The following is a 16876-nucleotide window of genomic DNA, read 5'->3' as shown; positions in this document are numbered from 1 at the left end:
GTCACCAATGCAAGGAGGCTTGATGCGCGATGGCGTATTCTTGCCTGATGCACTGCTATTCTCAAGCGACGACCTTATAATGCGACCAAATTTCCAGGTTGCAGGACCACAAAGATGACTACCAGGGTGATCTATCCCGGGACGTTTGATCCCGTTACCAATGGCCACGCCGATCTCATCGGCCGCGCCGCCAAGCTGTTTGACGAGGTGGTGGTCGGTGTCGCCAACAGCCCGAGCAAGCGACCTCTGTTCGATCTGGCAGAACGTGTCCAGCTTGTCCAGCAAGTGACCAGCCAGCTTCCCAACGTCAAGGTGGTGGGCTTCTCCGGCCTGCTGGTCGATTTCGCCAAAGAGCATCAGGCCAACGTGCTGATCCGCGGCCTGCGCGCCGTCTCCGACTTCGAGTACGAGTTCCAGCTGGCCAATATGAACCGCCGCCTGATGCCGGAGCTGGAAAGCGTCTTCCTCACCCCGGCGGAGGAGAACTCCTTTATCTCCTCCACTCTGGTGAAAGAGGTGGCGCTGCACGGTGGCGACATCCGCCAGTTTGTCGATCCCGTGGTGGCCCAGGCCATCGCAGCCAAACAGCAACAGCGCTAATTCCTCCCCTGATGGCAGAAACAACAAGGGCTACCCGCGGGTAGCCCTTGTTGTTTCTCTCTCGCATGGAGAGGCCAGCCTGCTTGCCGGTTACTGACGGGCAAACCGCTCATTCATCTCCTGCACCAGCAGATCGAGCCAATCGTAGCGGCGCCGATACATGGCCCGCTTCTTGGAGGCGATCTCCTCCAGCGGCTTGCGCGGCTGGGCTTGCAGGGCGACGAAGTTGGCATCCACATCCCGGGCGTCGAACTCCTGCCACAGCTCGTCATAATCGGCCTGCAAATTGGCTTTCTGCTTGCTGCTGTAGCGCTTGGCCTGAAACACGTGGGCCCGCTTGCGCACCGCCAGCACCTCCGCCGCCGCCATGCTCTGCGCCAGTTGCAGCACCAGCTGCACCAGCAGGGATTTGGGCCGCAGGCCGTGCCCCTCTTTGGTCAGCTCGCGCACCCGCTCCTGAGCATTGTCGACCGCAGGCTCCGGCCCCTGCATGGAGCCGATCATCAGAATCAAACGATCCACGCTACCCGCCAGCGAAAAGGCGCAACTGTAGAGGCGCTGCCCCTCGCCGTTGACGATGGAGAGCGCCAGCTCGGCCTCGCGGCGGAAGGTGCCATCGTGGCGCAGCAGAATGCGGCAGCCGCTCTGGGGATAGTGACCAAGTTCGATCCCCTCGCCCAGATAGAGGGGGTCGATCAACTGCGGGTAGCACTCCAGCAGCAAACGGTAGTGATTTTCCAGCATCTCGGCCCGCTCACGGGCGCTGGCACAGGCGAAGCGATAGGGGCGCATCGGCTTGTCGAGCAGCTCGGGATAGACCGCTGGCAGCGCCTTGAGCGAGTCGCACTGAAACAGGCTGAAGACCCGGCTCAGCGACTTGCGATAGAGCAGGCTGCGCAGCACGAACTTGCCGCGATTGAAGGTTTTCCGGTCACATCCCTCGGGGTAGAGGAAGCGGGCCATGGATTTTGCGCAATAGCGCTCCTGCCGGGATAAATATTCCCAGTCTATTGATTTAACTGTCATTTTTATATTCTCAAACCGCCTGAACGGTCGGGATACTAGTGACAGCTGTGCAAATCTTCAACAGAGTGGAAATACGCTGTTACAACTTCCCCCGGATCGGGGCAAAAAGTGCGCTCAGCGCTGGCAATGACTGCAAAAAACCGTGGTGCGCTGGCCCATTCTTGTCTCGGTCAGCAGGGTGTGACAGTGGAAACAGGGCTGACCGCCACGGCCATAAACCTGCAACTGCTGCACGAAATAGCCCGGCTTGCCATCGGCGCTGGTGAAATCCTTGAGGGTAGTGCCGCCCTGGCGAATCGCCTCGGCCAACACGCGCTTGATCTCGGCCACCAGGGTTCCCAGCCGCTCGGCACTGATATTGCCCGCCGCCCGTTTGGGGTGAATGCCGGCAGCATAGAGCGCCTCATTCGCGTAGATGTTGCCCACCCCGACCACCACCTGATTGTCCATCAGGAACTGTTTGATGGCGGTGCTGCGTCCCTTGGCGCGCTCACGCAGGTAATCAGCACTGAAGGCATCGGTGAGCGGCTCGGGCCCCAGCTTGGCGAGCAGCGCATGGGCTTCGGCCGGTTCGCGAGTCCAGAGCAGGGCGCCGAAGCGGCGCGGATCGTTGAGCCGCAGCAGCTTGCCATTCTCCAGCTCAATATCCACGTGGTCGTGCTTCTCGGCTGGCGTGCCGATATCCAGCACCCGCAGGCTGCCGGACATCCCCAGATGAAGGATGGCAGTGCCGAAATCGGTCTCCAGCAGCAGGTATTTGGCACGGCGACGCACCCGATGGATGGTGAGGTCCACCAGCTCCTGAATCTCACCGGGGATCGGCCAGCGCAGGCGGCCATCCCGCACCACTACACGCGTCACCTTGATACCGGTGAGCCAGGGGGAGATCCCCTGACGACTGACTTCAACTTCTGGCAATTCAGGCATGGGCACCTCGCAAGGAAAAGGAACTCAGGGGGCAGGACGCAGCAGATCGCGATACTGCTCGGCAGTGAGGGTGAGCCAGAGACCGGAGGGCAGCTGGGCACCATACTGACCGCTGTTCTGATAGAGGCCGATCTCGATCGGATCGTTCTGGCCGGCAATCCACACCTTGATGGTCACCGGGGTACCCCGCACCACCTCGCCGGGAGGCAGCAACCAGCTCTGCCAGCGCGCCAGACGGGCATCCAGTTGCGCAGTGTCGAGCGCCAGATCCGGCACGCTGCGCCAGCCCTGACCAATCCGCTCAATCTGCCAGCTCGGCCCCTGCCAGGTGAGCACCACGGCCGCATCCGGCAGCAAGGGGCGAGCGCGCTTGGCGCTGTTCTCCTGCTGGGCAGTCTCCATACGATGCAACAGGGTGATCACGATCAGCACCACCACAATGATCACGTTATTCCAGCCTTTGCGGCTCAATTTGAACATGACAAGCCTCCCTTTGAACCGGCAGTGTACTGAATTCGGCGCATAAAAAAACCCGGCACGAAGCCGGGTTTTTGGGAATGCAACATCAAGTAATTACTTGATTTTGCCTTCCTTGTAGATCACATGCTGACGAACAACGGGATCAAACTTTTTGATCTCCATTTTTTCGGGCATGGTGCGCTTGTTTTTGGTAGTGGTATAGAAGTGACCAGTACCGGCGCTGGAGTTCAGGCGAATTTTCTCGCGAATACCTTTAGCCATGATCTAATTCCTTATACCTTAACACCGCTGGCGCGCAGTTCAGCCAGAACCACTTCAACGCCACGCTTGTCGATGATACGCATGCCTTTTGCGGATACGCGCAGGCTTACGAAGCGTTTTTCACTCTCAACCCAGAAACGGTGAGTGTGCAGGTTCGGCAGGAAACGACGCTTGGTGGCGTTGTTAGCGTGCGAACGGTTGTTACCAACTGCCGGGCGCTTGCCGGTTACTTGGCATACTCTAGACATGTCAGTCTCTCCAAATCTTACTTCATTGCTCGAGCAAATATCTGCCCCGCTGGCCTTCGATTGCGGGGCAAACAGAAGGCGGCATTTTATACAGCATCCGTGATCAAAGATCAACTAATACGGTGCCAGAGCACAGTTATAGCCAACCGCGCTCGGCAAAAGAAACCGTGATGCCATCACCGATCACCAAGTGATCCAGCACTCTGATATCGATCAGGGCCAAAGCGGCCGTGATCCGATCCGTGATCTGGCGGTCGGCCCTACTGGGCTCGGCGACGCCGGACGGGTGATTATGCGCCAGAATCACCGCGGCTGCATTATGTTTGAGCGCGATCTGCACGATTTCTCTTGGCCAGACGCTCGCCGAATCGATTGTGCCGAAAAAAAGCTCAACAAATTGAATGACTCTGTGCTGATTGTCGAGCAACAGCAGGGCAAACACCTCGCGCGGCCGATCCCGCAGCTGGGCCTGCAGATAGGCCCGGGTCAGCTGGGGCGAGGTGAGGGCATCGCCCCGTTGCAACTGCTCGGCCAGATGGCGTCTGGCCATCTCCAGCACCGCCTGCAACTGGGCATATTTGGCCGGGCCAAGGCCGTGCGCCTCGCAGAATGCCCGTTGATCCGCCCCCAACAAACTGCGTAAAGAGCCGAATTGATTCAATAGATTACGTGAAAGATCCACTGCACTCAGGCCATTGACGCCGGTGCGCAGAAAGATGGCGAGCAGCTCGGCATCGGAGAGCGCCGCAGGCCCCTGACGCAGCAACTTCTCTCTGGGGCGTTCATCTTCCGGCCACTCTTTGATGCTCATTTGTCTCTCCCTCATCCCTGTTGAGGAAAAACATAGCAAAAAATTGCGCGCGCCCGACCACACCCCTTGATGCCAACCCCTGTCGTCATCCATTGCCTGTGGTATCTTAGCCGACCAGTCAGAATGAGCCGGATAGAGAAACAGCAGATGAGATTGGCCGATAAACGCATCCTGTTGGGTGTCAGTGGCGGGATCGCCGCCTACAAGAGTGCCGAGCTGGTACGCCGCCTGAAAGATCAGGGCGCCGAAGTGCGGGTGGTGATGACCCGCTCCGCCAAGGAGTTCATCACCCCGCTGACCCTGCAGGCGGTCTCCGGTCATCCGGTGGCCTACAGCCTGCTGGACCCCTCTGCCGAGGCTGGCATGGGTCATATCGAGCTGGCCAAGTGGGCCGATCTGGTACTGATCGCCCCCGCCAGCGCCAACCTGATGGCGCGGATGGCTGCAGGCATGGCCGACGAACTGCTGACCACCCTCTGTCTGGCCACGCCGGCGCCCATCGCGCTGGCACCGGCAATGAATCAGCAGATGTATCTCAACGCAGCCACCCAGGCCAACCTCAAGACCCTGGCCAGCCGCAGCGTCCTGCTGTGGGGGCCGGACTCCGGCAGCCAGGCCTGTGGCGATGTGGGCCCAGGCCGGATGCTGGATCCCCTCGAACTGGTGGAGCGCTGCTGCCAGCAGCTGGCCGCCGAGCCCTTGCTGGCGGGCGTCAAGCTGCTGCTCACCGCAGGGCCAACCCGCGAGGCGCTGGATCCGGTCCGCTACATCAGCAACCACAGCTCCGGCAAGATGGGTTACGCCATCGCTCGTGCTGCCCGTGAAGCGGGCGCCGAAGTGACGCTGGTGAGCGGCCCGGTAACGCTGGCTACACCAGCTGGCGTCACCCGCATCGATGTGGAGAGCGCCGAGCAGATGCATCAGGCGGTGATGAGCCGGGTCGGCGAGTGCGACCTCTTCATCGGCTGCGCGGCGGTGGCCGACTATCGCCCCGAGCAGGTCGCCAGTCAGAAGATCAAGAAGACCGGCGACAACGACCAGATGGTGGTGACGCTGGTGAAGAATCCCGACATCATCGCGGCCGTTGGTGCCCTTTCAGACAAACCCTTCACCGTCGGATTTGCCGCCGAAACCGTGGATGTGGAACAATACGCCCTCGACAAGTTGCAGCGTAAGCGGCTGGACATGATCGCCGCCAACGATGTGTCTCGCGAGGGGCAAGGCTTCAACGCCGATGACAACGCCCTGACCGTGTTCTGGCAAGGGGGCCAGGCCCCGCTGCCGCTGGCTGACAAGTTGACGCTGGCCCGTCACCTGATCGCCCTGATTGCGCGCCACTACCGGCACTGAGCGTCCCGAAAGAACAAGACTCACGGCGCCCCGCCCTTGCCAAGAGGGGCGCCAATACAAGATCCAACTGAAAAAGCGATTCATGACTACACAAATTGAACTGAAGATTCTGGATGCCCGTATCGGTACCGAGTACCCGCTGCCCGCCTACGCCACTCCCGGCTCTGCCGGCATGGATCTGCGCGCACTGCTGGATGCGCCGCTGACTCTGGCTCCGGGTGATACCACCCTGGTGCCGACCGGTCTGGCCATTCACATCCAGGATCCGGGTCTGTGTGCCACCATCCTGCCCCGCTCTGGTCTCGGCCATAAGCACGGCATCGTGCTGGGCAACCTGGTCGGTCTGATCGATTCCGATTACCAGGGTCAGCTGATGGTCTCGGTCTGGAACCGCGGCAAAGATGAGTTCACCATGCAACCCGGCGAGCGCATCGCCCAGCTGGTGATCATGCCGGTAGTTCAGGCCAGCTTCCAACTGGTCGATGAGTTCAATCAGAGCGAACGGGGTGAAGGCGGTTTTGGTTCTTCTGGTCGCCAATAACAGACCACACCAGCCCGATGGGCGGTGCTTAATAACAGAATCAAGCCATTGTTTTTTTAGGGGAATCCATGGCAAGCAGTAATCAGAAACAGAGTCGGCGCGATCAGATCCTGCAAGCGCTCGCCCATATGCTGGAAACCAGTCCGGGTCAGCGCATCACCACGGCCCGTCTGGCGGCCGAGGTCGGCGTCTCTGAAGCAGCCCTCTATCGACATTTTCCCAGCAAGGCGCGGATGTTCGAGGGGCTGATCGACTTTATCGAGGATTCCCTGCTGTCACGGGTCAATCTGATCATGGCGGAAGAGAAGGACACCATGGCGCGCTGCCACCATATCCTGCAGCTGCTGCTGGTGTTCGCCGAGCGCAATCCCGGCATTACCCGCATCCTCAATGGCGACGCCCTGCTGGGTGAGCACGATCGGCTGCGGGATCGCATCAGCATCCTGTTCGACAAGCTGGAGACCCAGATCAAGCAGGTACTGCGCGAAAAGCGGCTACGCGAGGGTCAAGGCTTCCAGCTAGACGAGACCATGCTGGCCAATCTGCTGCTGGCCTACACCGAAGGTCGCATCAGCCAGTTCGTGCGCTCCGAGTTCAAGCTCAAGCCCACCGCCGGTTTCGAAGATCAGTGGCAATTTATCCGCAGCCAACTGCTGCAGAGCTGATGGTTTTTTCGCATCATTCAGCAAAAAGAAGGGAGGCTTTGGCCTCCCTTCTTTTTTGTGTCAGGTTTTTATGGCAGAAAAGAAGTACCAGATGCGACCCGTACTGTCGCGCTGCGGTGTTAGATTTATCCACCATAAACCTTTTAGAACCTGACAGGACATCCTATGGAACCCGAAATCATTACCGAAGCGCAGACCTGGCTGGTCAATAATCAGGGACTGCTGATCGAATACGGCGTCAATATCGCCGCCGCCCTGCTGACCCTGCTGGTCGGCTATATCGCCGCCAACCTCATCAGCGGTGGCGTGGTCAAGGTGATGCAGGCCCGCAAGCTGGACACCACAGTCACCCACTTCGTCGGCAGCATCCTCAAGTACGCCATTCTGGTGTTCGTGGTGATCGCCGCGCTGGGCCGTGTCGGCGTGCAGACAGCCTCCTTCGTCGCCATTATCGGTGCCGCCGGTCTGGCCATCGGTCTGGCGCTGCAAGGCTCGCTCTCCAACTTCGCTGCCGGTTTCCTGCTGATCATCTTCCGCCCCATCAAGGCGGGCGAGTTCATCGAAGTGGCGGGCACCGCGGGTGTGGTGCAGTCCGTTCAGCTCTTTACCACCACCCTCACCTCCGGTGACAACAAGATGGTGGTAGTACCCAACTCCGCCATCCTCAACGGCACCATCGTCAACTACTCGCGCATGGATACTCGCCGCGTCGATATGACCTTTGGCATCGGCTACGGCTCCGACCTGCGCAAGGCCAAACAGATCCTCGAGCGTCTGGTAAGCGAAGAGCCGCGCATCCTGAAAGATCCGGCAGCCACCATTGCCGTTGCCGCGCTGGCCGACTCCTCGGTCAATATCGTAGTGCGTCCCTGGGTGAAAACCGCTGACTACTGGGGTGTCTGGTTCGACTTCCACGAGAAGGTGAAACTGACCTTTGATGCCGAAGGCATCGAGATCCCCTTCCCGCAGATGGTGATGCACATGCAAAAACCGCAGGCGTGATCGCGGTTCTGCTGCAACAGACAATGCCAGCCTTCGGGCTGGCATTGTCGTTTCTGGCCCCAGCCCATGGCCATGTCGGTGCATAACCACGCCAACCGGATGAAAACAATTTCAGGCTATCGGGGTGACCCCAATCATGAGCAAGCGCAAGATCCGCCTTGCTTTCGTGACACATAATCCCAATGTTCTGGTTGTATGCTCCCGACAGTGGCCCATTGCGGTAAAAGACAATCGGTAAAAATCTGTTACACGGGCCGCCCGTTCGGCTCGCTATAATGCTCGGATAATAAGGTTTGGCGGGACCTTGCCTGCAAGGTTCAAACACAACTTGGCATTTCAGGAATCCTATGAAAAATATCAATCCAACCCAAACCCAGGCCTGGCAGGCACTGGAAGCCCACTTTGCAGCAAACAAAGAGACCCGACTCAAGGATCTGTTCGCGCAGGACCCGAAGCGCTTTGACAAGTTTTCCCTTACCTTCGGCGGCGACATCCTGGTTGATTACTCGAAGAACCTGATCACCGAAGAAACCCTCAAGTTGCTAGTTGATCTGGCCAAAGAGACCGATCTTCGCAGCGCGATCGATGCCATGTTCAATGGCGACAAGATCAACATGACCGAAGGCCGCTCCGTCCTGCACGTGGCCCTGCGCAACCGCTCCGACCGCCCCATCGAGTGCGACGGCAAGGACGTGATGCCGGAAGTGAACGCCGTACTGGCCAAGATGAAAGGCTTCTGCGAGAAAATCATCTCCGGCGAGTGGAAAGGCTACACCGGCAAAGCGATCCAGCACGTGGTCAACATCGGTATCGGTGGCTCTGATCTGGGTCCGGTGATGATCACCGAGGCGCTGCGTCCCTACAAAAACCACCTGCAGATGCACTTCGTCTCCAACGTCGATGGCACTCACATCGCCGAGACCCTGAAGAAGATCGATCCGGAAACCACCCTGTTCCTGGTGGCCTCCAAGACCTTCACTACCCAGGAGACCATGACCAACGCCCTGACCGCCCGCGACTGGTTCATCAACATCGCCGGTGACAAGGCCCACGTTGCCAAGCACTTCGCCGCGCTCTCCACCAACGGCAAGGCCGTGGCCGAGTTCGGCATCGACACCAACAACATGTTCGAGTTCTGGGACTGGGTTGGCGGCCGCTACTCCTCCTGGTCTGCCATCGGCATGCCCATCGCCCTGTCTGTCGGTTTCGAGAACTTCGAAGCCCTGCTGCAAGGCGCCTTCGAGATGGACATGCACTTCGCCACTGCCTCCTATGAGCAGAACGTGCCGGTGCTGCTGGCGCTGATCGGCCTGTGGTACAACAACTTCTACGGTGCCGAGTCCGAAGCCATTCTGCCGTACGATCAGTACATGCACCGCTTCCCAGCCTACTTCCAGCAGGGCAACATGGAGTCCAACGGCAAGTACGTAGATCGCAACGGCAAGCCGGTTGACTACCAGACTGGCCCCATCATCTGGGGTGAGCCGGGCACCAACGGCCAGCACGCCTTCTACCAGCTGATCCATCAGGGCACCAAGCTGATCCCCTGCGACTTCCTGGCGCCGGCCATCAGCCACAACCCGATCGGTGACCACCATCCGAAACTGCTGGCCAACTTCTTCGCCCAGACCGAGGCGCTGGCCTTCGGCAAGAGCAAGGAAGAGGTTGAAGCCGAGTTCCTGGCGGCTGGCAAAACCCTGGAGCAGGTCAAGGATCTGGTGCCGTTCAAGGTGTTCGAAGGCAACCGCCCGACCAATTCCATCCTGTTCAAGAGCCTGACCCCAAAAACCCTGGGTGCCCTGATCGCCATGTACGAGCACAAGATCTTCGTACAGGGCGCAATCTGGAACATCTTCAGCTTCGACCAGTGGGGCGTGGAGCTGGGCAAACAGCTGGCCAACAAGATCCTGCCGGAGCTGGGCAACAACGAGGCTGTCACCAGCCACGACTGCTCCACCAACGGTCTGATCAACACCTGGAAAGCGTGGAAAGCCTGATTTATCCAGCCTTTCTGAATGCAAAAGCCCCGCTCGATGAGCGGGGCTTTTTTATGACCATCTTTTATGACTGTCAGGCTGATTTTTCTGGCTGGCCGAGCGGGTGTCCAGTCCGACCGGCGACGGGGATCGTCATCCCCGCCCCTTCATCCTCCAGCCCGATGCTGGCTTAACCGCCAACGGCGATGCGTTTCATGTCTTTCATGTAACCACGCAGTACCTGGCCGATTTTCTCGATCGGGTGGTTACGGGTCGCTTCGTTGGCCGCCAGCAGCGCCAGGTTGTCGACGCTCTGCCCTTCCGCCTTGCTGGCACCCAGATCGCCCGCTTTCAGGGTCGGCATGAAGTGCTCGCGTAGCAAGGGCACGGCGGCGTTGGCAAACAGGTAGTTGCCGTACTCGGCGGTATCGGAGATGACCACGTTCATCTCGTACAGACGCTTGCGGGCAACGGTGTTGGCGATCAGCGGCAACTCGTGCAGGGATTCGTAGTAGGCAGACTCCTCGTAGATACCGGAGGCCACCATGGTCTCGAACGCCAGCTCGACACCCGCCTTGACCATGGCCACCATCACCACGCCATTGTCGAAGTACTCCTGCTCGGCAATCTTGCCTGCAAACGCCGGCGCGTTTTCGAAGGCGGATTTGCCAGTCTCTTCACGCCAGGTGAACAGTTTGACGTCATCTTCAGCCCAGTCGGCCATCATGCCGCGGGAGAACTCACCGGCGATGATGTCGTCCATATGCTTCTCGAACAGCGGGCGCATCAGGGTCTTGAGCTGCTCAGAGAGCTCGAAGGCGCGCAGCTTGGCCGGGTTGGAGAGGCGGTCCATCATCAGGCTGATGCCACCCTGCTTCAGGGCTTCGGTGATGGTCTCCCAGCCGAACTGGATCAGCTTGCCGGCGTAGGCCGGGTCTGTGCCTTCGGCAACCAGCTTGTCGTAGCAGAGCAGGGAACCGGCCTGCAGCATGCCGCAGAGGATGGTCTGCTCGCCCATCAGGTCAGATTTCACTTCCGCCACGAAGGAGGATTCCAGCACCCCGGCACGGTCGCCGCCGGTGGCAGAGGCCCACGCCTTGGCGATGGCCATGCCTTCGCCCTTGGGATCGTTCTCCGGGTGAACGGCGATCAGGGTCGGTACGCCGAAACCGCGCTTGTACTCCTCACGCACTTCGGTCCCCGGGCACTTCGGCGCAACCATCACGACTGTGATGTCGGAGCGGATCTGCTGACCCTCTTCCACCACGTTGAAGCCGTGGGAGTAACCCAGCGCGGCGCCCTGCTTCATCAGCGGCATCACGGTTTTGACCACGTCGGAGTGTTGCTTGTCCGGAGTCAGGTTCAGCACCAGATCGGCAGTCGGGATCAGCTCTTCATAGGTACCGACCGCGAAGCCGTTGTCGGTGGCTTTCTGCCAGGAGGCACGCTTCTCGGTGATGGCGGCCTTGCGCAGGGCGTAGGAGATATCCAGCCCGGAGTCGCGCATGTTCAGACCCTGGTTCAGACCCTGGGCACCACAGCCCACAATCACCACCTTCTTGCCCTTCAGCACGTTGCAGCCGTCCGCGAACTCTTCGCGCTGCATGAAACGACACTTGCCCAGCTGGGCCAACTGCTGACGCAGGTTCAAGGTGTTGAAATAGTTAGCCATGGTGATTGCTCCGTTCGATTGATTCCATGCCGGATAGCGGCGTTGTCTGAACCACTATAGCGCGGGACACTTATTGCCTGAACTGATATATTCGAAACAGTACGTTGCAATAACTGAAACGATCACCCTTCATAATTGCCTGCTGAATGTACCGCGAGATGGCAGAAACAAGCCGCCAACCGCTGGATATCGGGCACATATGCCGCGCCAGGAGCTGAAAGATGGATCTTCGCAATCTCGAGCTGTTTCTCCACCTCGCCGACTCCCTTCATTTCGGCAAGAGTGCCGATGCCATGGCGGTCAGCCCCTCCACCCTGAGTCGCGCCATCCAGCGGCTGGAGCAGGAGACAGGCTGCATCCTGTTCGAGCGGGACAACCGCTCGGTGCGGCTCACCCCTGCCGGCGAGAAACTGCGGGAGTTTGGCGGCGGCCTGTTGCAGGAGTGGCGCCAGCTCAAGCAGGAGCTCAAACGTAGCGATGAACCGCTGCAGGGGCGGCTGCGGGTATTCTGCTCGGTCACTGCCAGTTACTTTCTGCTGCCCGAGGTGCTGGAGCGCTTTCGCCGCCGCTACCCCCAGCTGGAGATCAAGCTGGAGACCGGCGACCCGGCGCTGGCGGTGGACAAGATTCTGGCCGACGAGGCCGATCTCGCCATCGCCGCTCGCCCCGATGCCCTGCCCGCCAAGCTGGAGTTCGCCAGCCTGCAGCTGGTGCCGCTGGTCTTTATCGCACCGCGCAACGCCCCGCAACTGAACCAGTGGTTCCGTCAGGGAGAACCTGATTGGGAGCAGTTGCCAGTCATCCTCTCCGAGCAGGGGCTGGCCCGCAAACGCAGCGATCAATGGTTTCGCAACAAGGGGATAGCGCCCAACATCTATGCCGAAGTGGCGGGCAACGAGGGAATCGTCGCCATGGTGGCGCTTGGTTGTGGCGTGGGGCTGGTACCGGCGGCGGTAATCGACCACAGCCCGCTCGGCGACAAGGTGCGGATCATCGACCTCAAGCCAGCCTTCAAACCATTTGATGTGGGGATCGGGGTACTCAAGAAGCGGCTGGAAGAACCGCTGATCCGCGCCTTCTGGGATACCGCGCAGAATCAGGGCTCACTGCGCTGACACCGGTTTATAGATAAGGGCCGGATCGGCCATCATAATGCGGCTGGGCAGCGGCAAGTCGGGGTTGTGCAGCTCGAGGCGCACCCGCTCATCCAGTTTCAGCCGCCGAATGGTGCTGCCGAATCCCTCTTCAAAGACCCGGTCAAAAGCACCAGACTGCCGCGCCCGCAGCAGGCCAAGCTCGATGCGCTGGGCCAGCTCCGGATATTTTGGCGAGACAAAGAAGAGCAGCGCCAACGGGTAGCGAAATACCAGACGGGGCTCGATGGCGAGATCGGGATGCTGCCTGAGCTCATCCTCGATCTCGATGACCGAACGCAGGAAGCAGTCAAAACGCTTCTTGCGCAGCATGTTGAACAGCGCTTCATAAAGATTGCCCACCGTCACCTTGAGGCCGTTAGCCCGCAGCAACTGGGTGTCTGGCCAGGATCTATGCTGACCGATGGAGAGCCCGGCGCGATGCCAGTCCGCCAACGATCCGATCGCGGCAAAACGCCCCTCATCCCCCTGCCGAACCAGACACACCCGCCACCCCAGCAGCCCCTTGGCCAGCGGAATGTGGATTGCCAGCAACTCACGCTCTCGCTCACCATCGGGGGCAAAAACACCGACCTGAACCAGCTCGCCGCTGCGCAGCTCCTTCACCGCCCGCCCCTGCTCCATCTGCGGGCTGGAGACCAGCTGGTAAGGGCCATATTCGGGCACGGTGAGATCGAGGGAGAGGCGCAACAACTGGACGACGGCGGGGTTGGGGTGATCCAGCAGCAGATTCCAGGCGCGGATAGGCTGCTCGGTTGCCGTTGCGCCAACCGTCCACAGTGCCATGCACCACCACCAGACTCTGATCATCCTGCGCACCATCCGTGCCTCATGCTCCTCGCCATACTATAACGCCAGCCAGCACCTCAACGGCGCCCTCTCTGAAAGATGTGTGAGCGCTCTCGTGTCAAATCTCGTGTCAAAAGTGACAATAGGCAAACCCGGCAGGTCATCGCAGACTGGGCGTTCATCAACACACGCCAAGGCGCAGGGAGGAGAGCCATGAAACAGCATCTGGTAGAGATCAAGGGTTCAACCCTGTTTGACGAGTATCTGCAAAGCATGGGCGTGCCCAGTACGGCGCTCGACCGGGAGCAGGATATCTATCTGCAGGAACGCCACCTGGGAGCCATTCGCCGGGTGCAGGGCGAACTGCGCTTTTATCTGCGTGCCAATGCCCTGAACAAACGGTGATCAGGATCCGGTCACAGAACCCGCAGCAAAGGCGTATTAGACTGGTATCTTCCCCCTTTTGTCGGGAGTGCCCATGAAAGCAAGCGGTCTGGATCGGCTGTTCAAACCCCACTCAATCGCCGTGATCGGCGCCTCGACCGACCCGCTCAAGGCGGGTCATGTAATTGTGCGCCACCTGCTGGCGGGCCAGTTCAAAGGGCCCATCCTCCCCGTCACCCCGCGCAACAAGGCCATCGCCGGCGTGCTGGCCTATCCCGATATTGCCAGCCTGCCGCTGACCCCGGATCTCGCCATCATCTGCACCAGGCGGGAGCGGGTCTTGCCGTTACTGGAAGCGCTCGGCCAAAAGGGCGCGGGGGCTGCCATCATACTGGCCGCCGACTTTTCCCCCGAGGAGCGACTGGAGCTGAAACGGGTCTGCCAGCAATATGACATTCGCCTGCTCGGCCCCAACAGCATGGGAATGCTGCTGCCCGGCCAGGGGATCAACGCCAGCTTTTCACCCATTGCCGCCAAGCCGGGGCAAGTCGCATTTCTGTCGCAATCCGCCGCCGTCAGCACCACCATTCTGGATTGGGCCAAGCAGCATGAGCTGGGCTTCTCCGCCTTCATCTCCCTTGGCGATCACTGCGATATCGACTTCGGCCAGCTGCTGGATCAACTTTCCCGCGACAGCGTCACCCGCGCCATCTTGATCTACATGGACAAGTTGCACGACGCCCGCCACTTTCTCTCGGCTGCGCGGGCAGCCTCGCGCAACAAGCCAATCCTAGTGCTGAAAAGCGGGCGCCACGATCCGGCCCACGGCCTCGACAACGTCTATGATGCCGCCATCCGCCGCGCCGGCATGTTGCGGGTACGGGATACCCACGAACTGTTTGCCGCGGTGGAAACCCTCAGCCACTCCATGACCCTCAAGGGAGAGCGACTCGCCATCATCTCCAACGGCCGCGGGCTGGCCAATATGGCGGTGGATGTGCTGCTGGAGCGGGGCGGCAAGCTGGCTCGCCCGCCGCTCGATATTGGCAGCGATGCTACCATCACCACCTATCAGGAGGCGCTGGACAACGTGTTGCAGGAAGATGGCATCGACGCCATCCTGATCATCCACGCCCCCTCGCTCACGGCACCGAGCGCGCCGCTGGCCAGCCATCTTATTGCCCATCTGAAACAGCACCCCAGAGCGCGCCGTCTCAACATCCTCACCAACTGGGCGGGTGAATACTCGGCGCAGGAGGGACGCAAACTCTTTACCGAAGCGGGCTTCCCGACCTACCGCACACCGGAAAGCGCCATGGCCGCCTTCATGCACATGGTGGAATACCGCCGCAACCAGAAGCAGTTGATGGAGACACCGGCGTCACTACATGGCAACCAGCTCAATGTCGAGCTGTGCCAGCAGCTGATCCGCCAAGCGCAGGAGCGCAAACAGCTAAGATTGGATACCCATCTGGTGCACCCGATTTTACAAGCCGCCGGTCTCTCGACCCTGCCAACCTGGATCGTCACCGACGCCATCGAAGCGACCCTGACCGCCGAGCAGATCGGCTATCCGGTAGCGGTGAAGCTGCGCTCACCCGACATCCTGCACAAGTCTGCCGTGCACGGGGTGGTGCTCAATCTGCGCACCTCGGCCGAAGTGGCGCAAGCTGCGGATGCCATTCTGGACAGGGTCAAACAGCATGATCCGGGCGCCCGCATCGAAGGCTTGCTGGTGCAACGCATGGCTCGCCGCAGCGGCGGCCTGGAGCTGCGGGTGCGGATCCAGCAAGACGCCATCTTTGGCCCCGTCATTCTGCTGGGTGAGTCGGGCGCCGAACCGCAGGAGATGGTGGCTGCCCTGCCACCGCTCAATCAGGCACTGGCTCGTTACCAGATCATCGGTGCGATCAAGAGCCGCAAGATCCGTGAGCAGGCCACACCGGAACGACTGGATATCGATGCCCTCGGTCAGGTGCTCTGCCAGCTCTCCGAACTGCTGCTCGCCTTTCCTGAGATTCAGGAGCTGGACCTGCACCCGCTGCAAGCGTACGGCGCCGAAATGGTGGTGCTGGATGCCAGCCTCACACTGAGTGACCCCACCATCCCGACCAGCAACCGACTGGCGATCCGCCCCTATCCTACCGAACTGGAGGAGGGTGCCTGGCTTAAAGATCAGCGCCATATCCTGCTGCGCCCGATCCGGCCGGAAGATGAGCCTGCTCACAAGCAGTTCGTACTGCAAGTCTCCGATGAAGACAGGTACAAACGCTTCTTCGCCGATGTGGGCGAGCTGGGCCACGAAGAGCTGGCTCGCATGACCCAGATCGATTACGACCGGGAGATGGCCTTCGTGGCTGTGGGGCAAGATGGCGAGCTGCAGGATCAAATCCTCGGCGTGGTACGCGCTATCTCGACCCCGGACCTGAGCGATGCCGAGTTTGCCATTCTGGTGCGATCGGACTTGAAAGGGGTGGGGCTCGGCAAATTGATGATGGAGAAGATCATCCGTTACGCCAAAGAGCAAGGGATTGGCCAGCTATCCGGCATGACCATGCCCAGCAATCGCGGCATGGTCAACCTCGCCAAACGGCTTGGCTTCAAGATCGACGTGCAAATGGAAGAGGGGGTGGTCAATATGGAACTGCCCTGTAGTCAGCAGACAGCAGAAGGCTGATTTGACCGCCTGTAGACTCGCTCAATTGGCTGCAAATGAAGCTAGCAAGGCTCGAATATAGCCAGAAAATGGTGGAAATAACCGGCTATCTGGCCCTCTCTTGGCAGGTAAAAACCAAACGTTGGCTGTTTAACACGCTAAAAATACCAAAGCCCGGTCATTAAGCCGGGCTTTGGTATTTGTGCTGGTATGCAAACCTGTGGGTCACTTGATAAAAACGCCCATAGCAAAAAGGCCTTCCCATTCGGGAAGGCCTTCAAATTAGTGGCGGAGCGGACGGGACTCGAACCCGCGACCCCCGGCGTGACAGGCC

The 16876-nt window shown here is 60.0% G+C and carries 17 protein-coding genes; 9 read left to right on the top strand and 8 right to left on the bottom strand.

The genetic code is table 11. The annotated features are described in order from the left end of the window. The first annotated feature begins 114 nt into the window (after positions 1 to 114). Positions 115 to 600 carry a pantetheine-phosphate adenylyltransferase gene (coaD, locus tag AB5Y99_RS17695; RefSeq protein ID WP_019446530.1) on the top strand — a complete coding sequence of 162 codons (486 nt, stop codon included), beginning with the start codon at positions 115 to 117 and terminating at the stop codon, positions 598 to 600. A 90-nt stretch (positions 601 to 690) separates the two neighbouring features. On the opposite strand, the gene AB5Y99_RS17690 is transcribed toward coaD, so the two are convergent. The 6 genes from AB5Y99_RS17690 to radC form a co-directional block, all read right to left on the bottom strand. After that, positions 691 to 1626: a VirK/YbjX family protein gene (locus AB5Y99_RS17690; RefSeq protein ID WP_368210325.1), complete on the bottom strand. Its 936-nt coding sequence runs from the start codon at positions 1624 to 1626 to the stop codon at positions 691 to 693. Positions 1627 to 1740: 114 nt separating this feature from the next. After that, on the bottom strand, positions 1741 to 2553 hold the full coding sequence (gene mutM, locus AB5Y99_RS17685; RefSeq protein ID WP_021231536.1) for a bifunctional DNA-formamidopyrimidine glycosylase/DNA-(apurinic or apyrimidinic site) lyase: 813 nt from the start codon (positions 2551 to 2553) through the stop codon (positions 1741 to 1743). Between the two features lie 24 nt (positions 2554 to 2577). After that, a complete protein-coding gene (locus AB5Y99_RS17680) occupies positions 2578 to 3033 on the bottom strand; it encodes a hypothetical protein (protein ID WP_139429835.1) in 456 nt (151 codons plus the stop codon). A 93-nt stretch (positions 3034 to 3126) separates the two neighbouring features. Beyond that, the gene (gene rpmG, locus AB5Y99_RS17675) at positions 3127 to 3294 is read right to left on the bottom strand and encodes a 50S ribosomal protein L33 (protein WP_005307500.1); all 168 of its coding nucleotides are present in this window, start codon (positions 3292 to 3294) and stop codon (positions 3127 to 3129) included. An 11-nt stretch (positions 3295 to 3305) separates the two neighbouring features. Beyond that, positions 3306 to 3542, bottom strand: coding sequence for a 50S ribosomal protein L28 (gene rpmB, locus AB5Y99_RS17670; RefSeq protein WP_005307492.1), 237 nt, complete (start codon positions 3540 to 3542; stop codon positions 3306 to 3308). A 136-nt stretch (positions 3543 to 3678) separates the two neighbouring features. Then, positions 3679 to 4353 (bottom strand): DNA repair protein RadC, encoded by a 675-nt coding sequence (gene radC, locus AB5Y99_RS17665; protein ID WP_368210323.1) that lies wholly within the window; start codon positions 4351 to 4353, stop codon positions 3679 to 3681. A 147-nt stretch (positions 4354 to 4500) separates the two neighbouring features. Between radC and coaBC the strand changes: the two genes are divergently transcribed. From coaBC to pgi, 5 genes are all read left to right on the top strand, one after another. Then, complete coding sequence (gene coaBC / locus AB5Y99_RS17660; RefSeq protein ID WP_368210321.1) at positions 4501 to 5703, top strand: bifunctional phosphopantothenoylcysteine decarboxylase/phosphopantothenate--cysteine ligase CoaBC; 1203 nt, start codon at positions 4501 to 4503, stop codon at positions 5701 to 5703. 82 nt (positions 5704 to 5785) lie between these two features. Further along, entirely contained in the window at positions 5786 to 6244 is a 459-nt protein-coding gene (gene dut, locus AB5Y99_RS17655; protein ID WP_005339498.1) for a dUTP diphosphatase, read from the top strand. 68 nt (positions 6245 to 6312) lie between these two features. Next, a complete protein-coding gene (slmA, locus tag AB5Y99_RS17650; RefSeq protein WP_005339495.1) occupies positions 6313 to 6909 on the top strand; it encodes a nucleoid occlusion factor SlmA in 597 nt (198 codons plus the stop codon). Positions 6910 to 7074: 165 nt separating this feature from the next. Continuing rightward, complete coding sequence (locus AB5Y99_RS17645) at positions 7075 to 7911, top strand: mechanosensitive ion channel domain-containing protein (RefSeq protein ID WP_005339493.1); 837 nt, start codon at positions 7075 to 7077, stop codon at positions 7909 to 7911. A gap of 347 nt (positions 7912 to 8258) precedes the next feature. Further along, positions 8259 to 9908 (top strand): glucose-6-phosphate isomerase, encoded by a 1650-nt coding sequence (gene pgi, locus AB5Y99_RS17640; protein ID WP_005339491.1) that lies wholly within the window; start codon positions 8259 to 8261, stop codon positions 9906 to 9908. A gap of 169 nt (positions 9909 to 10077) precedes the next feature. Here pgi and ilvC read toward each other — a convergent pair whose 3' ends face one another. Next, positions 10078 to 11559, bottom strand: coding sequence for a ketol-acid reductoisomerase (gene ilvC, locus AB5Y99_RS17635; RefSeq protein ID WP_005355979.1), 1482 nt, complete (start codon positions 11557 to 11559; stop codon positions 10078 to 10080). 221 nt (positions 11560 to 11780) lie between these two features. Here ilvC and ilvY point away from each other — a divergent pair, with 221 nt between their 5' ends. Then, positions 11781 to 12674 carry an HTH-type transcriptional activator IlvY gene (ilvY, locus tag AB5Y99_RS17630; protein WP_005342097.1) on the top strand — a complete coding sequence of 298 codons (894 nt, stop codon included), beginning with the start codon at positions 11781 to 11783 and terminating at the stop codon, positions 12672 to 12674. Here the strand turns inward: ilvY and AB5Y99_RS17625 are convergent. Further along, positions 12663 to 13523, bottom strand: a complete 861-nt coding sequence (locus AB5Y99_RS17625; protein WP_160881293.1) for an amino acid ABC transporter substrate-binding protein — start codon at positions 13521 to 13523, stop codon at positions 12663 to 12665. The genes ilvY and AB5Y99_RS17625 overlap by 12 nt on opposite strands. Positions 13524 to 13715: 192 nt before the next feature. On the opposite strand from AB5Y99_RS17625, the gene AB5Y99_RS17620 reads away from it, so the two are divergent. Both AB5Y99_RS17620 and AB5Y99_RS17615 read left to right on the top strand, forming a co-directional pair. Continuing rightward, on the top strand, positions 13716 to 13907 hold the full coding sequence (locus tag AB5Y99_RS17620; protein ID WP_005339486.1) for a hypothetical protein: 192 nt from the start codon (positions 13716 to 13718) through the stop codon (positions 13905 to 13907). Between the two features lie 73 nt (positions 13908 to 13980). Beyond that, positions 13981 to 16563, top strand: coding sequence for a GNAT family N-acetyltransferase (locus tag AB5Y99_RS17615; protein ID WP_368210318.1), 2583 nt, complete (start codon positions 13981 to 13983; stop codon positions 16561 to 16563). The last annotated feature ends 313 nt before the right edge of the window (positions 16564 to 16876 follow it).

The sequence above is a fragment of the Aeromonas sp. R4-2 genome, from assembly GCF_040908295.1.
Classification (GTDB): Bacteria; Pseudomonadota; Gammaproteobacteria; order Enterobacterales; family Aeromonadaceae; genus Aeromonas; species Aeromonas veronii.
This window is presented reverse-complemented; position numbering and strand designations above follow the sequence as displayed.